The sequence below is a fragment of the Bacteroides uniformis genome (genome assembly GCF_025147485.1).
GTDB lineage: Bacteria > Bacteroidota > Bacteroidia > Bacteroidales > Bacteroidaceae > Bacteroides > Bacteroides uniformis.
In genome coordinates this window covers 926,130-945,705 of sequence record NZ_CP102263.1, presented here as the reverse complement: position 1 = coordinate 945,705, position 19,576 = coordinate 926,130, and the positions used below count along the sequence as shown (strand labels likewise).

Below are 19,576 nucleotides of genomic sequence, written 5' to 3'. Positions count from 1 at the left end.
TTATGATTCCTGCCATCTTTTTATGGTTGGGCATCAATGCTGTACAAGCCCAAACCCGTTTATCAATCGAAGATTGCCGGAGAATGGCACTTGAGAACAGCGACGATATAAAAATATCATCCCGCAAGGTAGGCAAGGCGGTATCAGATCGACAAGCAGCAAAAACAGCCTATTTCCCGAAAATATCAGGATCGGCAACCTATGCCTATATTTTCGAAAACATCGATATGGGTATGGTGGGTATGGAAATGAGTATGAAAGGTATGTATATGGCAGGTATTACCCTGCAACAGCCTGTATATGCAGGAGGGAAAATTGTCAACGCAAACAAAATGGCAAAAACCGGCGTAGCAATCTCGGAAGAAAACAAAAGGCTTACCCGAATCAATACACTGGTAGAGGTGGAGCAGACGTATTGGATGTATGTTTCGGTAGCGGAAAAGGTAAAACTGCTTACACAATATACTCAATTGTTGGATTCGTTGCATCAGCAGGTCAACAGTTTTTTTGAACTCAAAATGGCTACTGCTCAGGATTTGCATAAAGTACGCACCCGGCGAAGCAATGTGACATACGAACTCCAACGGGCGGAAAGCGGACGGGAACTGACTCGTATGTCCCTGTGCCATCTGATCGGACTGGAGTTGGATGCTCAAATAATTGCCACCGACACACTTATTTTAACTCAAAACTACAACAATCAATTATCACACGATATTGTCAATCGCCCGGAATACCGTATACAGGAAATGCAAGTGGAATTGAAAGATTTGGAGATAAAAAATACCCGTGCCGATTTTCTCCCTACAGTGGGGATTAGTGCTGGTTATCAATATATGGGGGGCATGAAATTAGCCGGTTCATCTCTCGATATGAAAATACCGATGGTAATGGCCAGTATAAGCATTCCTATATTCAATTTCGGGGAAGGACGTAAAAAAATAAGGAGCGCACGACTGGCACACGAAATCAGCACAGTGGAACTCAACAAAAATCGTTCATTGATGGATATAGAAGCACAGCAATCCAAATCCGCTTATGAAAGTGCATTGCTACTTATTCGTACAGCAGAGCATGGCCTTGAAGAATCAGAACATAATCTTTCTCAGACCCAAAACAATTATGAAATGGGAATGGCCACGATCCTTGATGTTATGGAAGCGCAGACACAATGGCAGGAGGCTTACAGCAACAATATTGAAGCCCGTACAAATTACAAAATACGAGAAATAGAATACCTTAGGGCGATTGGACAGTTGGAGTGATTTTTAATGACAGAAAACCTTAGATGCCCCCTTCTTATTAAGTACATCCCCAATCATCGCTTTCGCCTCCAGCCCAACCTCCACAAAGTTCCTGTAGAGAATCTGTTCTCGCTCTTCTTTCGAATTGAAAGTATAAAACCGTGGCAGCGGATAGTTTTATAGTCCGCTTCCTCTTTCTTTTCTTGTAATAGGACAGATAAAATGCCGCAACATCCGTATATTTGTTACGGGGACGCCTTATGCCGAGCTTCCTGCAATGCATGCAGATGTGCCGGTAGAGCCTATTCGATGCTCTCCCAAAGGAGCTTCATGTCCGTAGGAAAACGCATATGACTTTCATAGTATGTGGTAAGAATCATCATTCTCCTTTCCGTTCTGTTCTCCGGCGAGACTACAAAAAAGGAGGAAATCCATTTCGGATTTCCTCCTTTTTTAGTTTATAGTTTTTGTCTAAATTCTTATTTGGCTACTTCTACAGCTGGTTCGGTACCTTTTTTGTTCTTCATCAGCAGATATGCGATAGGAGATGCAACGAACAGAGAAGACAGTGTACCAAATACAACACCCAGAATCATGGCGAATGCGAAGCTGCGGATGGAATCACCACCGAGGATGAAGATACACAGTAACACAATCAAGGTACTCAGTGAAGTATTGATGGTACGTGCCAGAGTTGTGTTCAATGAGTCATTGAACAACTGGAATCTGTCACGCTTCGGATAGAGGCCGAAGAATTCGCGTACACGGTCGAAGATTACCACCTTGTCATTGATAGAATAACCGATAGCTGTCAGGATGGCACCGATAAAGGTCTGGTCGATTTCCAGAGAGAACGGCATCCAGCCCCAACAGATGGAGTAGGCACCCAGGATGATGATGGTATCACAAGCCAATGCGGCTACTGAACCGATACTGTATGCAATATTGCGGAAACGGATCAGGATATAAATACCGATGGCAATCAATGCAAGTACAACGGACCAGATGGCTGAAACCTTGATATCGTCTGCGATACTCGGACCTACCTTCTGGGAACTGATGATACTTCCGCCCGTATGGTTTTCGCGGTCGATGAAGGTTTCTAAAGTGATGTTCTGAGTCAGCAACGGTTTCAATGTTTCGTATAAGTATGCTTCGATTTCAGAGTCGATGTTGTTACCTTCTTCTTCGATACGGTAGTTGGTACTGATACGTACGGTCTTACCGTCCGTACCGATGGCGATAACGCTGACATTGGCATCGCCGAACTTGCTGGAGATAAGCTCGCGAACTTGTTCCGGCTCTACCTTATTCTCAAACTGTACTTTGAAGTTACGTCCACCAGTGAAGTCGATACTCTGGCTCAATCCACGGGTAGCGAGGAAAGCGATACATATCACTATGATAGCTCCCGTAGTGGTCAGCCACAATTTGTTTCTACCCATGAAGTCGAAGTGTACATTCGCCATCAAGTTCTTTGAAATCTTGGAAGAGAATGTCAGATTCAGCAGTTTGTCCTTGCTCATGAAATGGTCATAGAACAGACGCGTCATGAATACGGCAGTAAAGAACGAAATCAAGATACCGATAATCAATGTAGTGGCAAAACCACGGATAGGGCCTGTACCGAAGTTGAACAAGATAATACCGGTGATGATAGACGTCAAGTTGGAGTCGAAGATAGCAGAGAAGGCGTTGGAGTAACCGTCAGCCAGTGCTTTCTTTACACCCTTGCCTGCGCGAAGCTCTTCTTTGGTACGTTCGTAAATCAATACGTTGGCATCCACAGCCATACCCAGTGCCAACACCATACCGGCAATACCGGACATTGTCAATGCAGCCTGGAAGGAAGAGAGGATACCCAATGTAAAGAACATGTTCAGTACGAGAGCGCCGTTGGCAACCATACCCGGAATGAATCCGTACATAGTACACATGTAAACCATCAGCAGGATTAATGCCACGATGAATGACATGATACCGGCGTTGATGGAAGCTTGTCCCAGTGAAGGACCTACAATGTCTTCTTGTACGATATGTGCGGGAGCCGGCATCTTACCTGATCTCAATACGTTTGCCAAGTCTTTTGCTTGTTCCGGAGTAAAGTGACCGGTAATCTGTGAATTACCGCCAGTGATTTCATTGTTTACGTTCGGTGCGGAGTAAACGTAACCGTCCAGCACGATAGCGATGCTCTTGCCGATATTCTGCTTGGTGAGCTGAGCCCAGCGGCGTGCACCGTCAGTGTTCATGGACATACTTACAGCGGGCTTGCCATAATGGTCGTATTCGTCCTTGGCGCTAACCACTACATCACCTTCCAGAGGCGCTTTACCGCTACGTTCTGTGGAACGGATGGCATAAAGTTCGAAAGTCTGAGCTTTCGGATCATATTCATAAGGAGATACTCCCCACTTCAGACGCAAGTCTTTCGGCATTTCGGCCTGAACTTCCGGCATGGAAAGGTATCTGTTGATTTCAGCTGTATCCTTGTAGTTGGCATAGGCTACAACAGGACCTTGTCCGCTGGGGTTGACTTGCAAGATTGCGAACAGCGGGTGTTCTTTCTTTATTTGTGCAAGGTCAGCGGTTTGTGTCTTGTTTTCACCCTTTAAAGCAGCGGCAAGACTGTCGGCTGTGCTGGTAGCTTGGGCTACGGCAGGAGCTTCGGTAGCTGCGCTGTCTGCCTCTTCTGCCGGAGTTTCGCTTGCAACGATGGCGCGCAACTTGGTGTCGGCAGCTTGCAGATAGGGAGTAACGTCTTTTGCTGTGTATGTTTCCCAGAATTCCAGATTGGCGGAACCTTGTAATAATTTTCTTACACGTTCAGGTTCTTTGATACCCGGAAGTTCTACCATGATACGGCCCATTTTGTCTTCCAGACTCTGGATATTGGGCTGAACTACACCGAAACGGTCGATACGGGTACGAAGTACATTGTAGGAGTTGTCAACAGCTGCCTTTACTTCTTCGCGCAATACTTTCTCAACTTCCGCGTCGGTAGATTTCTGAGTTACCTTGTCTTTTAATTGTTGGGTTGCGAACAGTTGTGAAAGAGGAGCACCCGGAGCAAGCTTGTGATACTCTCTGACGAATAGGGTGATCACGTCATCCTGGCTTGTGGTAGCTTGTTTGGCGGCAGTGGCCAATGCTTGGTTGAATGCTTCGTCAGTCTTGTTGTCAGCCAATACTTTGATGACATCGGGTACGGAAACTTCAAGGATGACGTTCATACCACCCTTCAAGTCCAAACCTAAACTGATTTCCATCTCACGACATTGTTTCAGCGTCCAATTGCCGAAATACACTTTCTCATTAGCCAGAGAATCGAGGTAGTCCTGCTCTACTTTCACATCGCCTTTTGCAAACTCTTTGGCCTTACTTGTGTAATGGCGAGTTACAAAAGAGAAGGAGAGATAGAACACACACACCAGTGTGAGCAATATCGCAAAAACCCTTACAAATCCTTTGTTTTGCATGTTACTTTTAGTTTATTATGATTACTTTTTAATTAAATTCTGTTGCATACAAGGCTGCAAATATAGCTTTTTTTTCACAAATCTTACTTCATACCGCGATTTTTTAACATCGGGTCTAATTGAGGCTCAGTTCCTCTGAAGTTTTTATAGAGAGTCATCGGGTCTTCGCTGTCTCCTTTTTCCAGAACATTCTGGCGGAAGAGGTCGGCTGTCTGCTTGTCGAAGATACCGTGTTCCTTGAAAGCTTCGAAGGCATCGTTGTCCAAAACATTGGCCCAGAGATAGCTGTAGTAGCCTGCAGCATAACCGCCGATGATGTGGTTGAAGTATGTGGTACGGTAGCGGGGAGCTATTTCCGGAATCAGCCCCAGTTGGTCCATTGCTTCTTTTTCGTATGCAACGACATCAAGACCTCCGGTATCAGTCAGGTTATGCAGGTTCATGTCGAGGATGGCGGCGGCCAGCAACTCGGTAGTCATGAAACCCTGGTTGAACGTTTTCTGGTTCAGTATCTTTTCAATCAGGCTGTCGGGAATGACCTCGCCGGTCTTGTAATGCTTGGCATACATTTTCAACACTTCGGGTTCGGTGGCCCAATGCTCGTTGATTTGAGAGGGGAGTTCCACGAAGTCGCGTACGACATTGGTGCCTGAAGTACCTTTATATTGGCATTGGGTCAATAATCCGTGCAGGGCATGGCCGAATTCATGGAACAAAGTTTCCACTTCGTCGATGGTCAGCAGGGAAGGAGTGTCGCCTACGGGCTTGGTGAAGCTGCATACGTTGCATACCAATGGACGTATACTGCCTTGTTGTTCGCGGTAATTGCTCATCCAGGCACCACCGCTTTTGCCGGGACGGGGGAAGTAATCTACATAGAAGATACCTACTTGTGAGCCGTCTGCGGCTTTCACTTCAAACACTTCTACATCGGGATGATAGACGGGGATACCTTCGAGCTTTGTCAGCGTGATGCCATAAAGCTTATTGGCAACGGCAAAGGCGCCTTCACGTACGTTTTCCAGCTTGAAGTAGGGCTTAATCTCTTCTTCTTCGAGGTTATATTTCTCCTTACGGAGTTTTTCGGTGTAGTACCACCAATCCCATGCTTCAAGTTTCTCTCCTTTGCCTTCCTTGTCCATCAGCTTTTGCAGTTCGGCTGCTTCGGCTTTTGCTTTGGGGAGTGCATAACTCCACAAGTTGTTGAGGAAGTCCATCACGGCGGTGGAATTCTTTGCCATTGTATTGTCCAATACAAAGTTGGAGTAACAGTCGAAACCCAGCAGTTGTGCCTTTTCAAGTCTCAGGCTTACGATGTTGGCAATGATTTTCTTGTTGTCGTTCTTGTCATTGTTATTGCCGCGGTTGATGTAGGCCTTGTACATCTGTTCGCGTAGCGGCCGGTTGGCGGAGTATTGGAGGAAAGGCAGGCGGCTTGCATTATGGAGGGTAAACAGCCATTTGCCTTCTTGTCCGGTGGCACGGGCTTCAGCCATGGCGCTTTCGCGGAACCATTGGGGAAGTCCGGCGAGGTCTTCCTCTTTTCCTACATAAAGCTTGAAGTCGTTGTTTTCGTTCAGGATGTTGTTGCTGAACGTGATTCCGAGTGTGGAAAGCTGCTTGTTGATTTCACGCAGACGGGCTTGCTTGTCGGTCGGAAGATTGGCGCCGGAACGGATAAATTTCTTATGGGTCTTTTCCAGCAGCCTTTGTTGTTCGCGGGTCAGGCCGAGAGCATCTTTCTGGCTGTAGACAGCATCCACTTTCTTGAAAAGCTCCTGGTTGAGGGAGATGTTGTCTTCGTGTTCGGCCAATGTCGGAGCCAGTTTCATGGAAAGGGCTGTCAGTTCATCGGTAGTTTCGGCCTCCGTCAGGTTGAAAAATACACCGCCTACACGGTCCAGGGTGGGAGAGCTGTTGTCGAGGGCGACAATGACATTTTCGAAAGTAGGGGCTTCCGTATTGTCAATGATGGCTTGGATATTGGCGTTCTGCTCTTCTATACCTTTCTGGAATGCGGGTTCATAGTGCTCCAACTTGATTTTATCGAATGGAGGCACGCCATTGGGTGTTTGAAACTCAGTAAGGAACGGATTGCTTTCCGTCTGGGTGGCACAGGAGTACATCATACAACTTGCTGCTAAAATTAGAATACATTTTTTGAACATTGTTTTCTAAGTATTAAATGTTTAAGTATTAATTTTCAATATCTCTTAGTGATATAGCACCATATCGGATAGTGGTCTGACTCTTTGATGGAGCGGTCTACTGTACAATTGTAGGCTCTCAGGTTCTTGCTTGTCAGTATGTTGTCTATCCGGAAATAGAATCTGTTCTGGTTGTAGGAGATGCCCAGCCCCCGTCCTGATTGGGTGAATGCGTCGTCCAAATCCTGGGCGATGGTGCGGTGGGCATAGGAGATGGGGGTGTCGTTGAAATCGCCGCACACAATAATGTAAGGATGCGGTGAAGCGGCTATTTCATGTGCAATAGTGTCAGCCTGCGGGGCACGGATGGCCGATGCTTCTGCCAGCTTGCGTATGAGCAGGCGTGCACCGCTTTTCACTTTTTCCTTTTCGGGAGATTTCAGCATGTCTTCGTACACGACTTTATCGGCTTTGGTCAGTTTGTTGGACTCCAGATGATTGTTGATGAGGGTAACCGTGTCTTCCTCAATCTTGATTTCATAGAGTACCGAACCGTTGTATTCGCTGGGATAATCCAATATGCGTGACGAGAGAATCGGAAATTTAGAGTAACATGCTATCTTGTTGGTATGTCCCTTTCCGCTACCCACTGTGTTGATGCGGTGGTATGGATATGCCTTGAGTTCCCGCTCTACGTCTTTTTGCGAAAGATGCTTTGAGGATTGTACTGTGGAATATTCCTGCAGACAGAGGATATCGGCGCCACTTTCCTTCAAATAGGTCAATATCGGGTTTTTGCCATCTTGCTTAGCGGCACCGTCAAATCCCATAATGTTGTAGGAGAGCAGTTTGATACTTGTTTCCGGTAAGTGGTCTGTATGGAAGTTGATGGGCAGATAGGTGCGTATCTGCGAATAGCAGAGCAACATCCCTATCAGGGGCAGCAAAGCCGACCTATAGCGCTGGATGACCAGCCAGAAAATGAGGAAGCCGGCATTTATCATCAGGAACACGGGAAATGTCAGCCCCAGGCACGATTGCACCGGATGTGTGACCGGCTGGATGTGCGGACTATAGGCGGTGAACAGTAATAGGCCCGTAAACAAGGCATTGACCGCTAAAATCAGAAGAGCGACAAAATTACCGAGATGCTTCATTATAATAGTTGAAAATTGAAAGGTGAAAACTGAAAATAAGAGTGGCGGTTATATTCTCATTTCTCATTTTTCATTTTCCGTTTTCCATTGGTTTAACGTTTACTCGCGTCGAACAAGCTTTTCTTTTCCTCTGTAGTAAGGCTTTCGTATCCCGATTTCTTTAATTTGTCGAGAATGCGGTCTATCTCGTCGGATTGGGCTTTTTTCCGTGCGTTGTAATCATAATCTTTTTGTTTGCCAGTACCGTAGTGTACTTTCATTTTCGGTTTTCGGGGTTTGAAGCTGACGATGGAAACTAAGGCATCCAGACATTTGTTTATCCATGAGGTCAGGTCACTGCCTTTGCTGAGGCTGGCGGCAAACCATACCCCTGCCAGCGCACCTCCTAAATGTGCGATGTGTCCACCGGCATTGCTGGAGGTGATGAACAGTAAATCGGTGCCTATAACGATGAGTGCCAGGTATTTCAGCCGGATGGTTCCGAACAGCAGCAGCCTTATCGGATAGTTGGGCTCGCGATAGGCGGTGGCGGCTACAATGGCAAGTACAGAGGCAGAGGCGCCCAGCATGAAAGAATAGTCTGTCATGGGACGGAAATACGGAAAAATGTTATAGGCGGCCATATAGAGCAGACCGCCGCAAATTCCTCCCAGAATGTATACACCCCGCAGATGCTTTGCAGAGAAGAAACTCAGGAACAGTGCACCGAACCAGTAAAGCCACAGCATATTGAAAAGAATGTGCATGAATCCTGCATGCATGAACATATATGTCAGTAGTGACCATGGTTGCAGGATGAAGCGTAGGACTGATGCCGGCAGTTCCAGCCATTCGAATACGCCTGCTATGCTCCGGTTGAACAACTGGAACATGACTTCGGTTAGCGTAGTAAGTATGAATACCGCTACATTGATGTAAATCAGTTGGATATAAATGTTCCCCCTACGGAAGGTTTCTTTCAAATCAGTTATAATAGTAGCCATTTCCTCTGTTCTTTTTTCTCCAGTACATAATTAGGATAAAGCCGAATACCATACCACCCAGATGTGCGAAGTGAGCCACATTGTCTCCTGCACTGTTTGCAAATCCGGCATAAAGTTCAATCAAGGCATATCCGATAACAAAATATTTGGCCTTGATGGGAACCGGTAACGGGAAGATGAACATTTGCTGGTTGGGGAACAACATGCCGAATGCCAGCAGAATGGCGTATACTGCTCCCGAAGCTCCCACGGTAGTCATCATATTGAGATATTCCTCCATCGGGATGATGGCCATGCCAGTATTTACGCTGTCATAGGCGGAAAGTACTGTCTCATAATGAATATACTGTACCACCTCCTGGATAATTCCGGCTCCTATACCGCACACCAGATAGTAGAACAGAAATCGTTTTGGCCCCCATACCTGCTCTAAAATACGTCCGAACATCCATACAGCAAACATGTTGAAAAATATGTGCGCGAATCCGGCGTGCATGAACATATATGTTATCAATTGTGCTGCATTGAAATCTTCGGCAAGGAAAAAATGCAATCCCAGATATTGGGCGAGGTCGATGCCGTAGCTTTGGGCGACAATGGTGCCCAAAAACATCAGCACATTAATGATTAAAAGGTTTTTGGTTACAGTAGGTATAGTATTCATAATCTGTTGTTTCAATTCATTTTACAGTTCAAAAACAGTTGTCTGTTTTTGCTTTCTCCGGCAAAAATACGAATAAATTCTGTTCTATAACAGAAAAAGCAGATTCTATTCCTTCTTTTTCGTTGTTTTCCAATATTTTTTTAATGTTTTTATTTGATATTCAGAAATATTGCTCTATTTTTGTGGAGGTTTGTGATGAAAAGTAAAAATATCTTTTGTGTAACATATTAATTAATTTTAAGCATTATGAATAAGGCGGAACTTATTAGCGCTATGGCAGCGGAGTCTGGTTTGTCAAAGACTGATTCAAAGAAAGCATTGGATGCATTTATCGCATCAGTCACTAAGGCAATGAAGGCCGGTGATAAAGTATCATTGGTTGGTTTTGGAACTTTCAGTGTGGTGGAAAGAGGAGCGCGTATGGGTATCAACCCCTCTACTAAAAAGCCTATCGAGATTGCTGCAAAGAAAGTTGTTAAATTCAAACCAGGTACGGAATTGACAGCTGAATAAGAACAGTATACTCAACATACAAAGAGGGGACGTTTTACAAAGAGCGTCCCCTCTTTGTATGTTGAATATCTTGTGAGGCCATAAAAACAAGCCTGCTTGTTTTGTACTGATTTCGGTTTACGCTATCTTTGCACGCAGGAAAATACATTTGAATCATGAATATAGAACAGAAACTGGTATCGTCCGTCATCGGCGGACTGAAAGCGCTTTACGGACAGGATGTTCCTGCCGCACAAGTGCAGTTGCAGAAAACCAAGAAAGAATTTGAGGGACACCTCACGCTGGTTGTATTCCCTTTCCTCCGTATGTCCAAGAAAGGACCGGAGCAGACGGCCCAGGAAATCGGTGAATACTTGCAGGCAAACGAGCCTTCGGTTGCAGCATTTAATGTCATCAAGGGCTTCCTGAACCTGACCATTGCCTCCTCTGCGTGGATAGAATTGTTGAATGGCATTCATGCGGACAAGCAGTACGGTATCGTGGCTGCTACTGACAACTCTCCATTGGTGATGATTGAGTATTCTTCTCCCAACACCAACAAACCGCTTCATTTGGGACATGTACGCAATAATCTTTTGGGAAATGCGCTGGCTAATATAGTGGCTGCTAACGGTAATAAGGTAGTAAAGACAAATATTGTCAATGACCGTGGAATTCATATCTGCAAGTCCATGTTGGCATGGCAGAAGTACGGGAATGGTGAAACTCCCGAATCATCCGGCAAGAAGGGAGACCACTTGATTGGCGATTACTATGTTTCCTTCGACAAGCATTATAAAGCGGAAGTGAAAGAACTGATGGCCAAGTTCCAAAGCGAAGGCATGAATGAGGAAGAAGCCAAAGCCAAGGCGGAAACTGAATCTCCTTTGATGAAGGAGGCTCGTGAAATGCTGGTAAAGTGGGAGGCCAATGACCCGGAAGTACGTGCGCTCTGGAAGAAAATGAACGACTGGGTGTATGCAGGTTTTGACGAGACTTACCGTATGATGGGTGTAACTTTTGATAAGATATATTACGAATCAAACACGTACCTCGAAGGTAAGGAGAAGGTAATGGAGGGCCTGGAGAAAGGCTTCTTCTACCGGAAAGAAGATGGCTCTGTATGGGCAGACCTCACGGGTGAGGGGTTGGACCACAAGCTGCTGTTGCGTGCGGACGGTACATCCGTCTACATGACGCAGGATATAGGTACTGCTAAACTCCGCTTTGCAGATTATCCCATCGACAAGATGATTTATGTGGTAGGCAACGAACAGAATTACCATTTCCAGGTATTGTCCATCCTGCTCGACAAACTGGGCTTCGAATGGGGTAAAGGGTTGGTGCACTTCTCTTACGGTATGGTGGAACTTCCCGAGGGCAAGATGAAGAGCCGCGAAGGTACCGTGGTTGATGCTGACGACCTGATGGCGGAGATGATTGATACAGCCAAGGAAACCAGCAATGAACTGGGCAAGCTGGATGGTCTGACAAAGGAAGAAGCAGACAATATCGCCCGTATCGTTGGTCTGGGTGCCTTAAAGTACTTCATCCTGAAAGTGGATGCCCGCAAGAACATGACATTCAATCCAAAAGAGTCCATCGACTTTAATGGTAATACGGGACCGTTCATCCAATATACTTATGCACGTATCCAGTCTGTTCTCCGCAAGGCAAAAGAGGCCGGTATCGAAATCCCTGCCCAGTTGCCTGCCGGCATTGAACTGAGTGAGAAGGAAGAGGGACTGATACAGATGGTTGCCGACTTTGCCGCTATTGTGAAGCAGGCAGGTGAGGATTACAGTCCGTCCATCATTGCAAACTATACGTATGACCTTGTGAAGGAATATAACCAGTTCTACCATGACTTCAGCATTTTGCGTGAGGAGAACGAAGCAGTGAAGGTATTCCGCCTTGCATTGTCCGAGAATGTAGCCAAGGTGGTACGCTTAGGTATGGGATTGCTGGGAATTGAGGTGCCGGATAGGATGTAAACATTGTACTATAAAAGAATAAGCCCGAGGATACTTCTTCGGGCTTATTTTTTTATAGTGCAATATTTATTCTTGTGGTAGAAATAATAGAAGTTTAAATTATCGTCTCCTTTCTCCCATTTTATACGTGTAGACTAAGTCCTATTTTGTCTTGCTTGTTTTGGCAGTTGCCTTGGCGGTTGTTTTAGTCGTTTTCGTTGCTTTCACCGCCTTTGCAGTCCGCTTAGACTTGCCCGTATCCTTGTCGCTTTGCAGTTTCACAATTTCCAGACAAGCCTGAAGGTTCAGGTCTTGAGGGATGATGTCTTTAGGAATCTTGTAGTTGCTGCCTTTATAAGCGATGTAAGGGCCATAGCGTCCATTCAGGATTTCCAGTTCCGGTTCTTCCTCAAACTTCTTGATATGTTTCTGGGCTTCTGCTTCTTGTTTCTTTTGCAAAAGTTCAATAGCTTCTTCCAGCGTAACAGTCATCGGGTCCATTGTCTTGGGTAACGAGGCATACAAGCCGTTGTTCTGGATATAAGGTCCGAAACGTCCCGCACCTACGACTACATTCTTGCCTTCGTACTCTCCGAGAGTACGGGGAAGTTTGAACAGCTCCAGCGCTTCTTCCAGCGTAATGGTCTCGATGGACATTTCTTTTTTTACCTGGGCGAAACGGGGCTTTTCCTCATCTTCGGCAGTACCTATCTGTGCTACTGGGCCGAAACGTCCGATTTTTACAGACACTTGTTTTCCGCTGACGGGGTCTGTTCCTAGAATCCGTTCGCCTGCCTTGTGGGCGGTTTTCGCGGCAAGCGTGTTCTCCACCGAAGGATGGAATTTCTTATAGAATGTTTTCAGAATGGCGGTCCATTGCTTGTCACCTTCGGCTATTTCGTCGAATTGCTTTTCGACGCTCGCAGTGAAGTTGTAGTCAAGGATGTCCGGGAAGTACTCTATCAGGAAGTCATTGACCACAATACCGGTGTCTGTCGGCATCAGTTTTGACTTTTCAGTTCCGGTGATTTCTGTATGGTTGTTGTCCGTTATTTCATTACCCTGCAGGTTAAGCACATTGTAGGTGCGTTCTTCACCTGCTTTTTCTCCTTTTATCACGTATTCACGTTGCTGGATGGTGGAAATGGTCGGAGCATAGGTAGACGGACGTCCGATACCCAGTTCCTCCAATTTGCGCACAAGGCTTGCTTCCGTGTAGCGGGGAGGGTGTTGGGTGAAACGTTCGGTAGCGGTGATACCTTCATGTTCGAGCTTCTGTCCTTTTTTCAGAGGGGGCAGTAGGCGTGCCTCATCTTCCTGGGTTTCTACGTCATCATCGTATGATTCGCGGTAGACACGGAGGAAACCGTCGAATTTCACCACTTCGCCGGTTGCAGTGAAAGTCTCCGTCTCGTTGCTGATAGCAATGGTTACGGTTGTCTTTTCCACTTCGGCATCTGCCATCTGCGAGGCGATGGTACGTTTCCAGATGAGGTCGTACAGCTTTCTTTCCTGCGGGGTACCTTCTATCTTGGCATTCTCCATATAGGTGGGGCGGATAGCTTCGTGGGCTTCTTGCGCTCCTTTGGTCTTGGTGGCGAAGTGGCGGTTGTGTACGTAACGTTCGCCCATCAGGTTGGAGATGGTTTCACGGCTGGCGTTGACGGCAAGTTCGGAAAGGTTGACGGAGTCGGTACGCATGTAGGTTATCAATCCGGATTCGTACAGACGTTGCGCCACCATCATGGTCTGTGCCACGGTGAATCCCAGTTTGCGGGCAGCCTCCTGCTGCAAGGTAGAGGTGGTGAACGGGGCGGCGGGAGTTTTCTTCAGCGGACGGGTAGTGATGTCGCTGATGGTAAACGTAGCTGCTTTACAGCTCTCCAGCAATTTCCGGGCTTCTGCCTTTGTCTTGAGCCGGTGCGCCAGTTCGGCTTTCATTTCCACTGTTTTGCCGTCAGTGTCCGGAACGAGGAATACGGCGGTAACACGGTAAGATGCTTCGGTTTGGAATGCATGTATCTCGCGTTCGCGCTCTACAATGAGACGGACGGCTACGGACTGTACACGGCCTGCAGAAAGGGCAGGTTTCACTTTCTTCCACAATACCGGTGAAAGTTCAAAACCTACGATACGGTCCAGGATACGTCGGGCTTGCTGGGCATCGACCAGGTTGATGTCAATGTCACGGGGATTTTCTATCGCTTTCAGGATGGCACCTTTGGTGATTTCATGGAAGACGATACGTCTGGTGTGTTCCGGTTTCAGTTTCAGCACTTCGTACAAGTGCCATGCGATGGCTTCCCCTTCGCGGTCCTCATCGGAAGCCAGCCATACGGTTTCTGCCTGCTCGGCTTCTTCTTTCAGCTGGGTTACGAGTTTCTTTTTATCCGCCGGTATCTCGTAATGCGGTTTGAAGTCTTTGTCTACGTCAATACTGAATTCTTTTTTCTTCAAATCACGTATATGGCCGTAGCTGGAAAGGACTTTGAAATCTTTTCCAAGGAATTTCTCGATGGTTTTTGCTTTCGCCGGAGACTCGACTATGACAAGGTTTTTCTGCATAAATTTCTGTTTTTTAGTGACTCCCGCCACTGAATTCGCCCGCAAAAGTAGGAAAAAAAGATTCTTCCCACCTTATAATATAAGGAGAATTTAGCAAAAATGACCTTTTTTGTTCAAATTAGAGCTTCGGCTTGTGCTACCTCTATTAAAAGAGGAAGCTTACTCCACCTAAGAAACTGAGACCTTCTGAAGGGTATCCCCAGTAGTACTGGTAATCTTTGTTCAGCAAGTTGTTCACGCGCGCATACACGGAGATTCCTTTGAAGAGTTCGTAACTGCCGTTTAGATAGAGATTGCTGACGGGGTCTGCCTTGTTGCCCTCCACGCCTTGGCGTGAGATGTGCTGATAGCCGATGCCGACAAGCAGTGGGGAGATGGGGCGTACCTTGAGATTGAGATTGCCTTCTACGGCCGGTTTGAAACTTACTACGACATCAGAACCGTCTGAGTCCGTTGTCCAATGGCGATAGACGGCATTGGCGGCGAGATAAAAAACATCCTTGTAGTTGTAGCTCAGGTCGGCTCCGGCGTAGAGGTTCTTGGTGTCTTCTGTGAGGAAAACATTGCTTATCCCGTCGGACTTGACAGTCGGAGTGTCAATCAGGTCGTTTTTCAAATCTTGATACCCACCGTATAGGTTGAACCACAATCCGCTGACCGGGCTTGCCTTGAAGCCGATGGCTGCGTTGAGCTGTTCGTAGGTATTGTCAAGCTGCTGGTTTGTAATGCCATAAGGCGTAATGGTTTCCAGACGGCGGAAATCGTTCTGTAGCCGTCCTCCCTTACCTTGTGCGTAGAGGATGTAGCTGTCCGAGAAGATGTATTGTATTTCTACGTCGGGAGCGGCGCGGAACTTCTTGCCGAAGCCGAAAGCCAGGTCGACGTGTGCGCCGAGACGTATTTTCCAGTCGTCATTCTGAAAGAGATAGTATGGATTGAAGTCTACGTCGGTGTGATTCTCGAAACGTCCGTCGCTGTAGAATGTATTGTCCATGGCAAAAGCCATACCGATGGTCTGCTCATCGGAGATGGAACCGGTGACATCGGCTTTGGTGCGCACGATATTTTCTTTGATATTGCTCACCATGAGGTCGTGTTGGCGCTGGTAGACCAGCAAATTGGTTTCGGCGCGGAATTGGAGAGGCATATCGTCGCTCGTGGAACTTACCCCGAAATGTACATCGCCCGAAACGAATTTCTGCTTGTTGCTGACGAAGTCGGGCAGGAAGTTGAAATTGCTTTGGTTGAACTTTCCGGCAATATTCAAATCGACTTTGCTGAAGGCATGTACATAATCCATGGCAGCATGGGTACGGTAGTAGAATGAATTCCACTTCCCGCCATTATCCGGCAAGTCCAGTTTGCCATCCATGCCATCCATTGTGAATGTCAGGTTGAGGCGGTCTTTGGGGGATAAGGAGAAGAGGTAGTTGGCGCGTACATCGAGGTTACCGTAGTTACCGTATCCCAAGCGTACATATCCGGGCAGCGCTTTCGCCTGCGTCTCTTTTCCGGTATAGGCTTGCATGATACCTGCCGGGATATGGGTTGCCGGCATCAGGGTGGCGTCATATTCCACCGCCTTTTTGCTGACGGTAGGAGGTTCCACCTTGGGAAGCACGTTCACTTTGGAGGCGTCCATGATGTCCGGATTATATTCTTGTTCCACGACTACCGTACGGTTCATGGTGGTGTCTTGGGGTTGTGTCTGGGCTTGTGCTCCCAAAGAGAGGGAGACAAGCATAGTTCCTGCGAGGATATATTGTATCTTTTTCATAATGTGCTATATTTCTTACTTCAATTTCTCCAGTCTTTCGTTAATCATGCTTGCTATATCGTCGTCGGCCTGGTAGTTCTGCTGCAGGCTCAATAGGTATTGGCGTGCATCGAGCTTCTTGTCCATGGCTACATATACATCAGACAGAAGGATGAAACTGCGTGCCAGCCAGTAGGCATGCGGTGTGCTCTGGTCGATGAAATTAAGGATTTCCTTTTCTGCAGAGGCATAATTACCGGCGTTGTACCATTGTAATGCCACCAGATATTTGGCTTCGGCTCCATAAAGGGTACGGGTGTCTTTGGCCAGCAGCTGAAGGTCATCCATTGCCTTCTTGTCGGCTTTCTGGTTGAGGTATGCCTTGGCACGGTAGTACAATGCCTCGTTCCGGAGCTCCGGAGACAGCTTGGCTTCGGCAAGCAAGGCTGTGGCGGCGTTGATGACTTCCGCATCATCATGCATCAGTGCTCCACAGCGCAGTACACCGATAGCGCCAAGCTGGCGGCGCTCTGCCGTGGTGGCTTTGGCCTGCAATTTCTTGTAGTCGGCCAATGCCAGGTCATATTGCTGGCGGTTGAACAGAATTTCTCCATGCATCAGCAAAGCCTCTTCAGAATATGGGTTGTCGGGGTATTCCAGCAGTTTTCCGGCATGTTCCAATACCGCCTCGTCATCTTTCTGCTCTTTGCCTATGACGCAGAGGTAGTAGTGTGCATTCAGGCTGAAAGCGCCTCCCGGATAACTTTGCAGATAGCGGGTGAAGCTCTCTTTGGCAGGTGCGGCTTCGCCTTTCATATACACTTTTTCGGCAGCGATGTAAGTCAGCGAGTCTTGCTCACTGGGTTCGAAGCGGATTTCTCCCGGCATTTGGGCGGCAAGGGCGGCAAACTCATCCACGCGGTTGGCATCTACGTAGATGGACTTCAAGTCGCGCATGGCAAGGCGGGCTTCCTCGCTTCCGGGATATTGGGTGACTACATGTTTGTAGGCTTCTATGGCACGGTCATAGTCGTCGTTCTGGTAGTAAAGCAGACCGATTTCGGCGGCGGCTTTACGGCTGACGGGACTCTCGGGATACTTGCCGAGCAATTCGCGGAAGGCGGCGATAGCTTGGGGGCTGTTGTTGCTCTGTACGTAGGAGCGCCCTTTTTCGTAAAGGGCATTGATGGCATAAGGCGAATTGGGATATTTGACGGCAAGGCGGTCCAGTAAAGTAACCTTTCCGGAATAGTCTTTTTGCAGGCCGGCTACAAGGGCCAGCTGATAGTAAGAGTAGTCTCCGGCAGGTGTTCCCAGACTTTCTGCTTTTGTATAGTATTGCTTGGCCTCGTCGAAGCGGCGGACGTGCAGGTTGCAGTCACCGATACGGTTGTAGGCATCTGCCAATGCGGTCGGGTTTTCACCTTTCTCCAGTTGGACAAAGTTGCGGAAACGGTTCTCTGCCGTCGAATAGTCTTTCTGGTGGAAAGCGATGTAGCCCAGGTTATAGTAGGCAAGGGCAAACATTTCCGTATCCCTCTGCCGGGTGAGTGACAGATATTCGTTGAAATTGCGGGCGGCTTCTCTCATCCGGTTCAGGCGGTAATAAGACTCGCCGAGCCAGTAGAGGGCGTCTGCCTTGGTCTGGAGGTTGTATTGTCCCAGCGTGACGCTTTGGTTGAAGTAACCGATGGCTTGCTCGAACTGCGTGTTGGCAAAAGACTGGGTCCCGAGTTGGAACAGAATCTTCTGCTTGGCTTCCAGAATGGCTTTGCTGGGATGGGAGATGCGGTCGATGGATTTGAGTGCGGCATCGTAGCTGCGTGTATTCATGTACACTTCCACCAGGTAGTTGCTGACTTTCTCGGCATAAGGAGAGTTTGGAAATTCGTTTAGGAATTTCTCAAAGACGGTCACCGATTCGCCGAAAGCGGAATAGGAGGTCTCGTGAATGCATAAGGCGTAGTTATAGGCGGCTTGTTCCTTGATTTTCGGGTCGGCATTGGAAGCGGCAGCCTGCTCGAAGGCCATACGTGCCTTGGTCTTGTCGGCCAGTTGCAGGTAAGCCAGTCCCATGTGCAGGTAGGCATTTTGGGAGAGAGCGTCGTTCTCGGTAGTCACTTCGCCAAGGATGGCAGGAACTTGGGAATACACGCCGCATTGATAATAGGACATACCCAGCATGTAGAGGGCATCTCTTCTATGAGTGGCAGATTCGGCATTGTGCTCCAGGTATTGCTCGAAGGACTTTATGGCTTCGTGATATTTCCCGAAATGGTATTCGGCTGTACCGAGGATGCGGTTCAGCTCCGCCGTGTGCGTGTAGCTCAGACCGTCGGGGTGGGCCGACAAAGCATTTTGCGCTACAATTTCCGCCTTGTCGTATTGTTTCTTCAGCAAGTAGATTTCGGCGATGTAATAGGGGACCAGGTTCTTGTACTTGGCATTGTCCTGCAGAGGCAGGAAACCGCTGAGCGCTTCGTCATACCGTCCTTGGGTATATCGGATATAAGAGATGTAGTAAGCACAGTCCGCTGCATATTTCCTGCTGGTGCTGCGCAGGGTCTCGAACCAGATGGCTGCTTCCTTTACATTGCCCGTCTTCAGATAGCAGGTGGCAAGGCGGTAGGTCATGTCGTCACGCTCCTCGGTACCCAGAAGGTCGAGGCGGGCGGAGTTGAACATGGCGAGGGCATCGTCATAATTGCCTTCGAAGAAATAGGAGGAGGCGATTAATGCATAGATGCGGTTGGCATGGGGAGTATCAGGATATTCGTCCAGGAAGGCGCGGAGCAAGTCTATGCTTTTGGGGTCTCTGAGCTCGTATGCGGCGCATACCAGCATGTATTCCGCTTCTTGCCGCTCGCCGGTAGCGGGCAGAGGCTTGCCGTCTGCATTCATCTGGTGTACATAAGCTTGCAACGGGGAGATGGCGGCAGCATAGGCCTTTTGCTGGAACAGCGTTTGTCCTTCCTTGTAGAGTCGCTTGGGAGAAGTACTCTTCTCGCTTGTTTGTGCTGAGGCGAGTAAAGGTGCGCAACAGAGTGCTGTGCACAATATTCGGGAGATTTTATGTTTCATCTTCTTTTGTTAGAATAGGTATTTTACAAAAATAC

The 19,576-nt window shown here is 47.6% G+C and carries 11 protein-coding genes and 1 pseudogene; 3 read left to right on the top strand and 9 right to left on the bottom strand.

The window, feature by feature from the left end; translation table 11 throughout:
• Positions 1–2 precede the first annotated feature (2 nt).
• Positions 3–1,265, top strand: a complete 1,263-nt coding sequence (locus NQ510_RS03630; protein WP_034525923.1) for a TolC family protein — start codon at positions 3–5, stop codon at positions 1,263–1,265.
• A gap of 166 nt (positions 1,266–1,431) precedes the next feature.
• On the opposite strand, the pseudogene NQ510_RS03625 reads toward NQ510_RS03630, so the two are convergent.
• From NQ510_RS03625 to NQ510_RS03600, 6 genes and pseudogenes are all read right to left on the bottom strand, one after another.
• Positions 1,432–1,612, bottom strand: a pseudogene (locus tag NQ510_RS03625) (DDE transposase); the annotation flags it as partial.
• A gap of 111 nt (positions 1,613–1,723) precedes the next feature.
• Positions 1,724–4,723 (bottom strand): protein translocase subunit SecDF, encoded by a 3,000-nt coding sequence (gene secDF / locus NQ510_RS03620; protein WP_005830657.1) that lies wholly within the window; start codon positions 4,721–4,723, stop codon positions 1,724–1,726.
• 83 nt (positions 4,724–4,806) lie between these two features.
• The gene (locus NQ510_RS03615) at positions 4,807–6,891 is read right to left on the bottom strand and encodes a M3 family metallopeptidase (protein WP_005830654.1); all 2,085 of its coding nucleotides are present in this window, start codon (positions 6,889–6,891) and stop codon (positions 4,807–4,809) included.
• Positions 6,892–6,926: 35 nt separating this feature from the next.
• Positions 6,927–8,027: an endonuclease/exonuclease/phosphatase family protein gene (locus NQ510_RS03610; RefSeq protein ID WP_005830652.1), complete on the bottom strand. Its 1,101-nt coding sequence runs from the start codon at positions 8,025–8,027 to the stop codon at positions 6,927–6,929.
• Between the two features lie 92 nt (positions 8,028–8,119).
• Positions 8,120–9,010, bottom strand: coding sequence for a rhomboid family intramembrane serine protease (locus NQ510_RS03605; protein WP_005830650.1), 891 nt, complete (start codon positions 9,008–9,010; stop codon positions 8,120–8,122).
• Positions 8,991–9,674, bottom strand: a complete 684-nt coding sequence (locus tag NQ510_RS03600; RefSeq protein WP_005830648.1) for a rhomboid family intramembrane serine protease — start codon at positions 9,672–9,674, stop codon at positions 8,991–8,993. Before NQ510_RS03600 ends, NQ510_RS03605 begins: the two co-directional genes overlap by 20 nt.
• 246 nt (positions 9,675–9,920) lie before the next feature.
• Here NQ510_RS03600 and NQ510_RS03595 point away from each other — a divergent pair, with 246 nt between their 5' ends.
• Positions 9,921–10,187, top strand: a complete 267-nt coding sequence (locus tag NQ510_RS03595) for an HU family DNA-binding protein (RefSeq protein ID WP_005830643.1) — start codon at positions 9,921–9,923, stop codon at positions 10,185–10,187.
• Positions 10,188–10,342: 155 nt separating this feature from the next.
• Positions 10,343–12,160 (top strand): arginine--tRNA ligase, encoded by a 1,818-nt coding sequence (gene argS / locus NQ510_RS03590; protein ID WP_005830641.1) that lies wholly within the window; start codon positions 10,343–10,345, stop codon positions 12,158–12,160.
• A 141-nt stretch (positions 12,161–12,301) separates the two neighbouring features.
• On the opposite strand, the gene topA is transcribed toward argS, so the two are convergent.
• The 3 genes from topA to NQ510_RS03575 form a co-directional block, all read right to left on the bottom strand.
• Entirely contained in the window at positions 12,302–14,704 is a 2,403-nt protein-coding gene (gene topA, locus NQ510_RS03585; protein WP_034525921.1) for a type I DNA topoisomerase, read from the bottom strand.
• A gap of 145 nt (positions 14,705–14,849) precedes the next feature.
• Positions 14,850–16,481 (bottom strand): TonB-dependent receptor, encoded by a 1,632-nt coding sequence (locus tag NQ510_RS03580; RefSeq protein WP_005830638.1) that lies wholly within the window; start codon positions 16,479–16,481, stop codon positions 14,850–14,852.
• 15 nt (positions 16,482–16,496) lie between these two features.
• A complete protein-coding gene (locus tag NQ510_RS03575) occupies positions 16,497–19,541 on the bottom strand; it encodes a tetratricopeptide repeat protein (RefSeq protein WP_005830637.1) in 3,045 nt (1,014 codons plus the stop codon).
• Positions 19,542–19,576 lie beyond the last annotated feature (35 nt).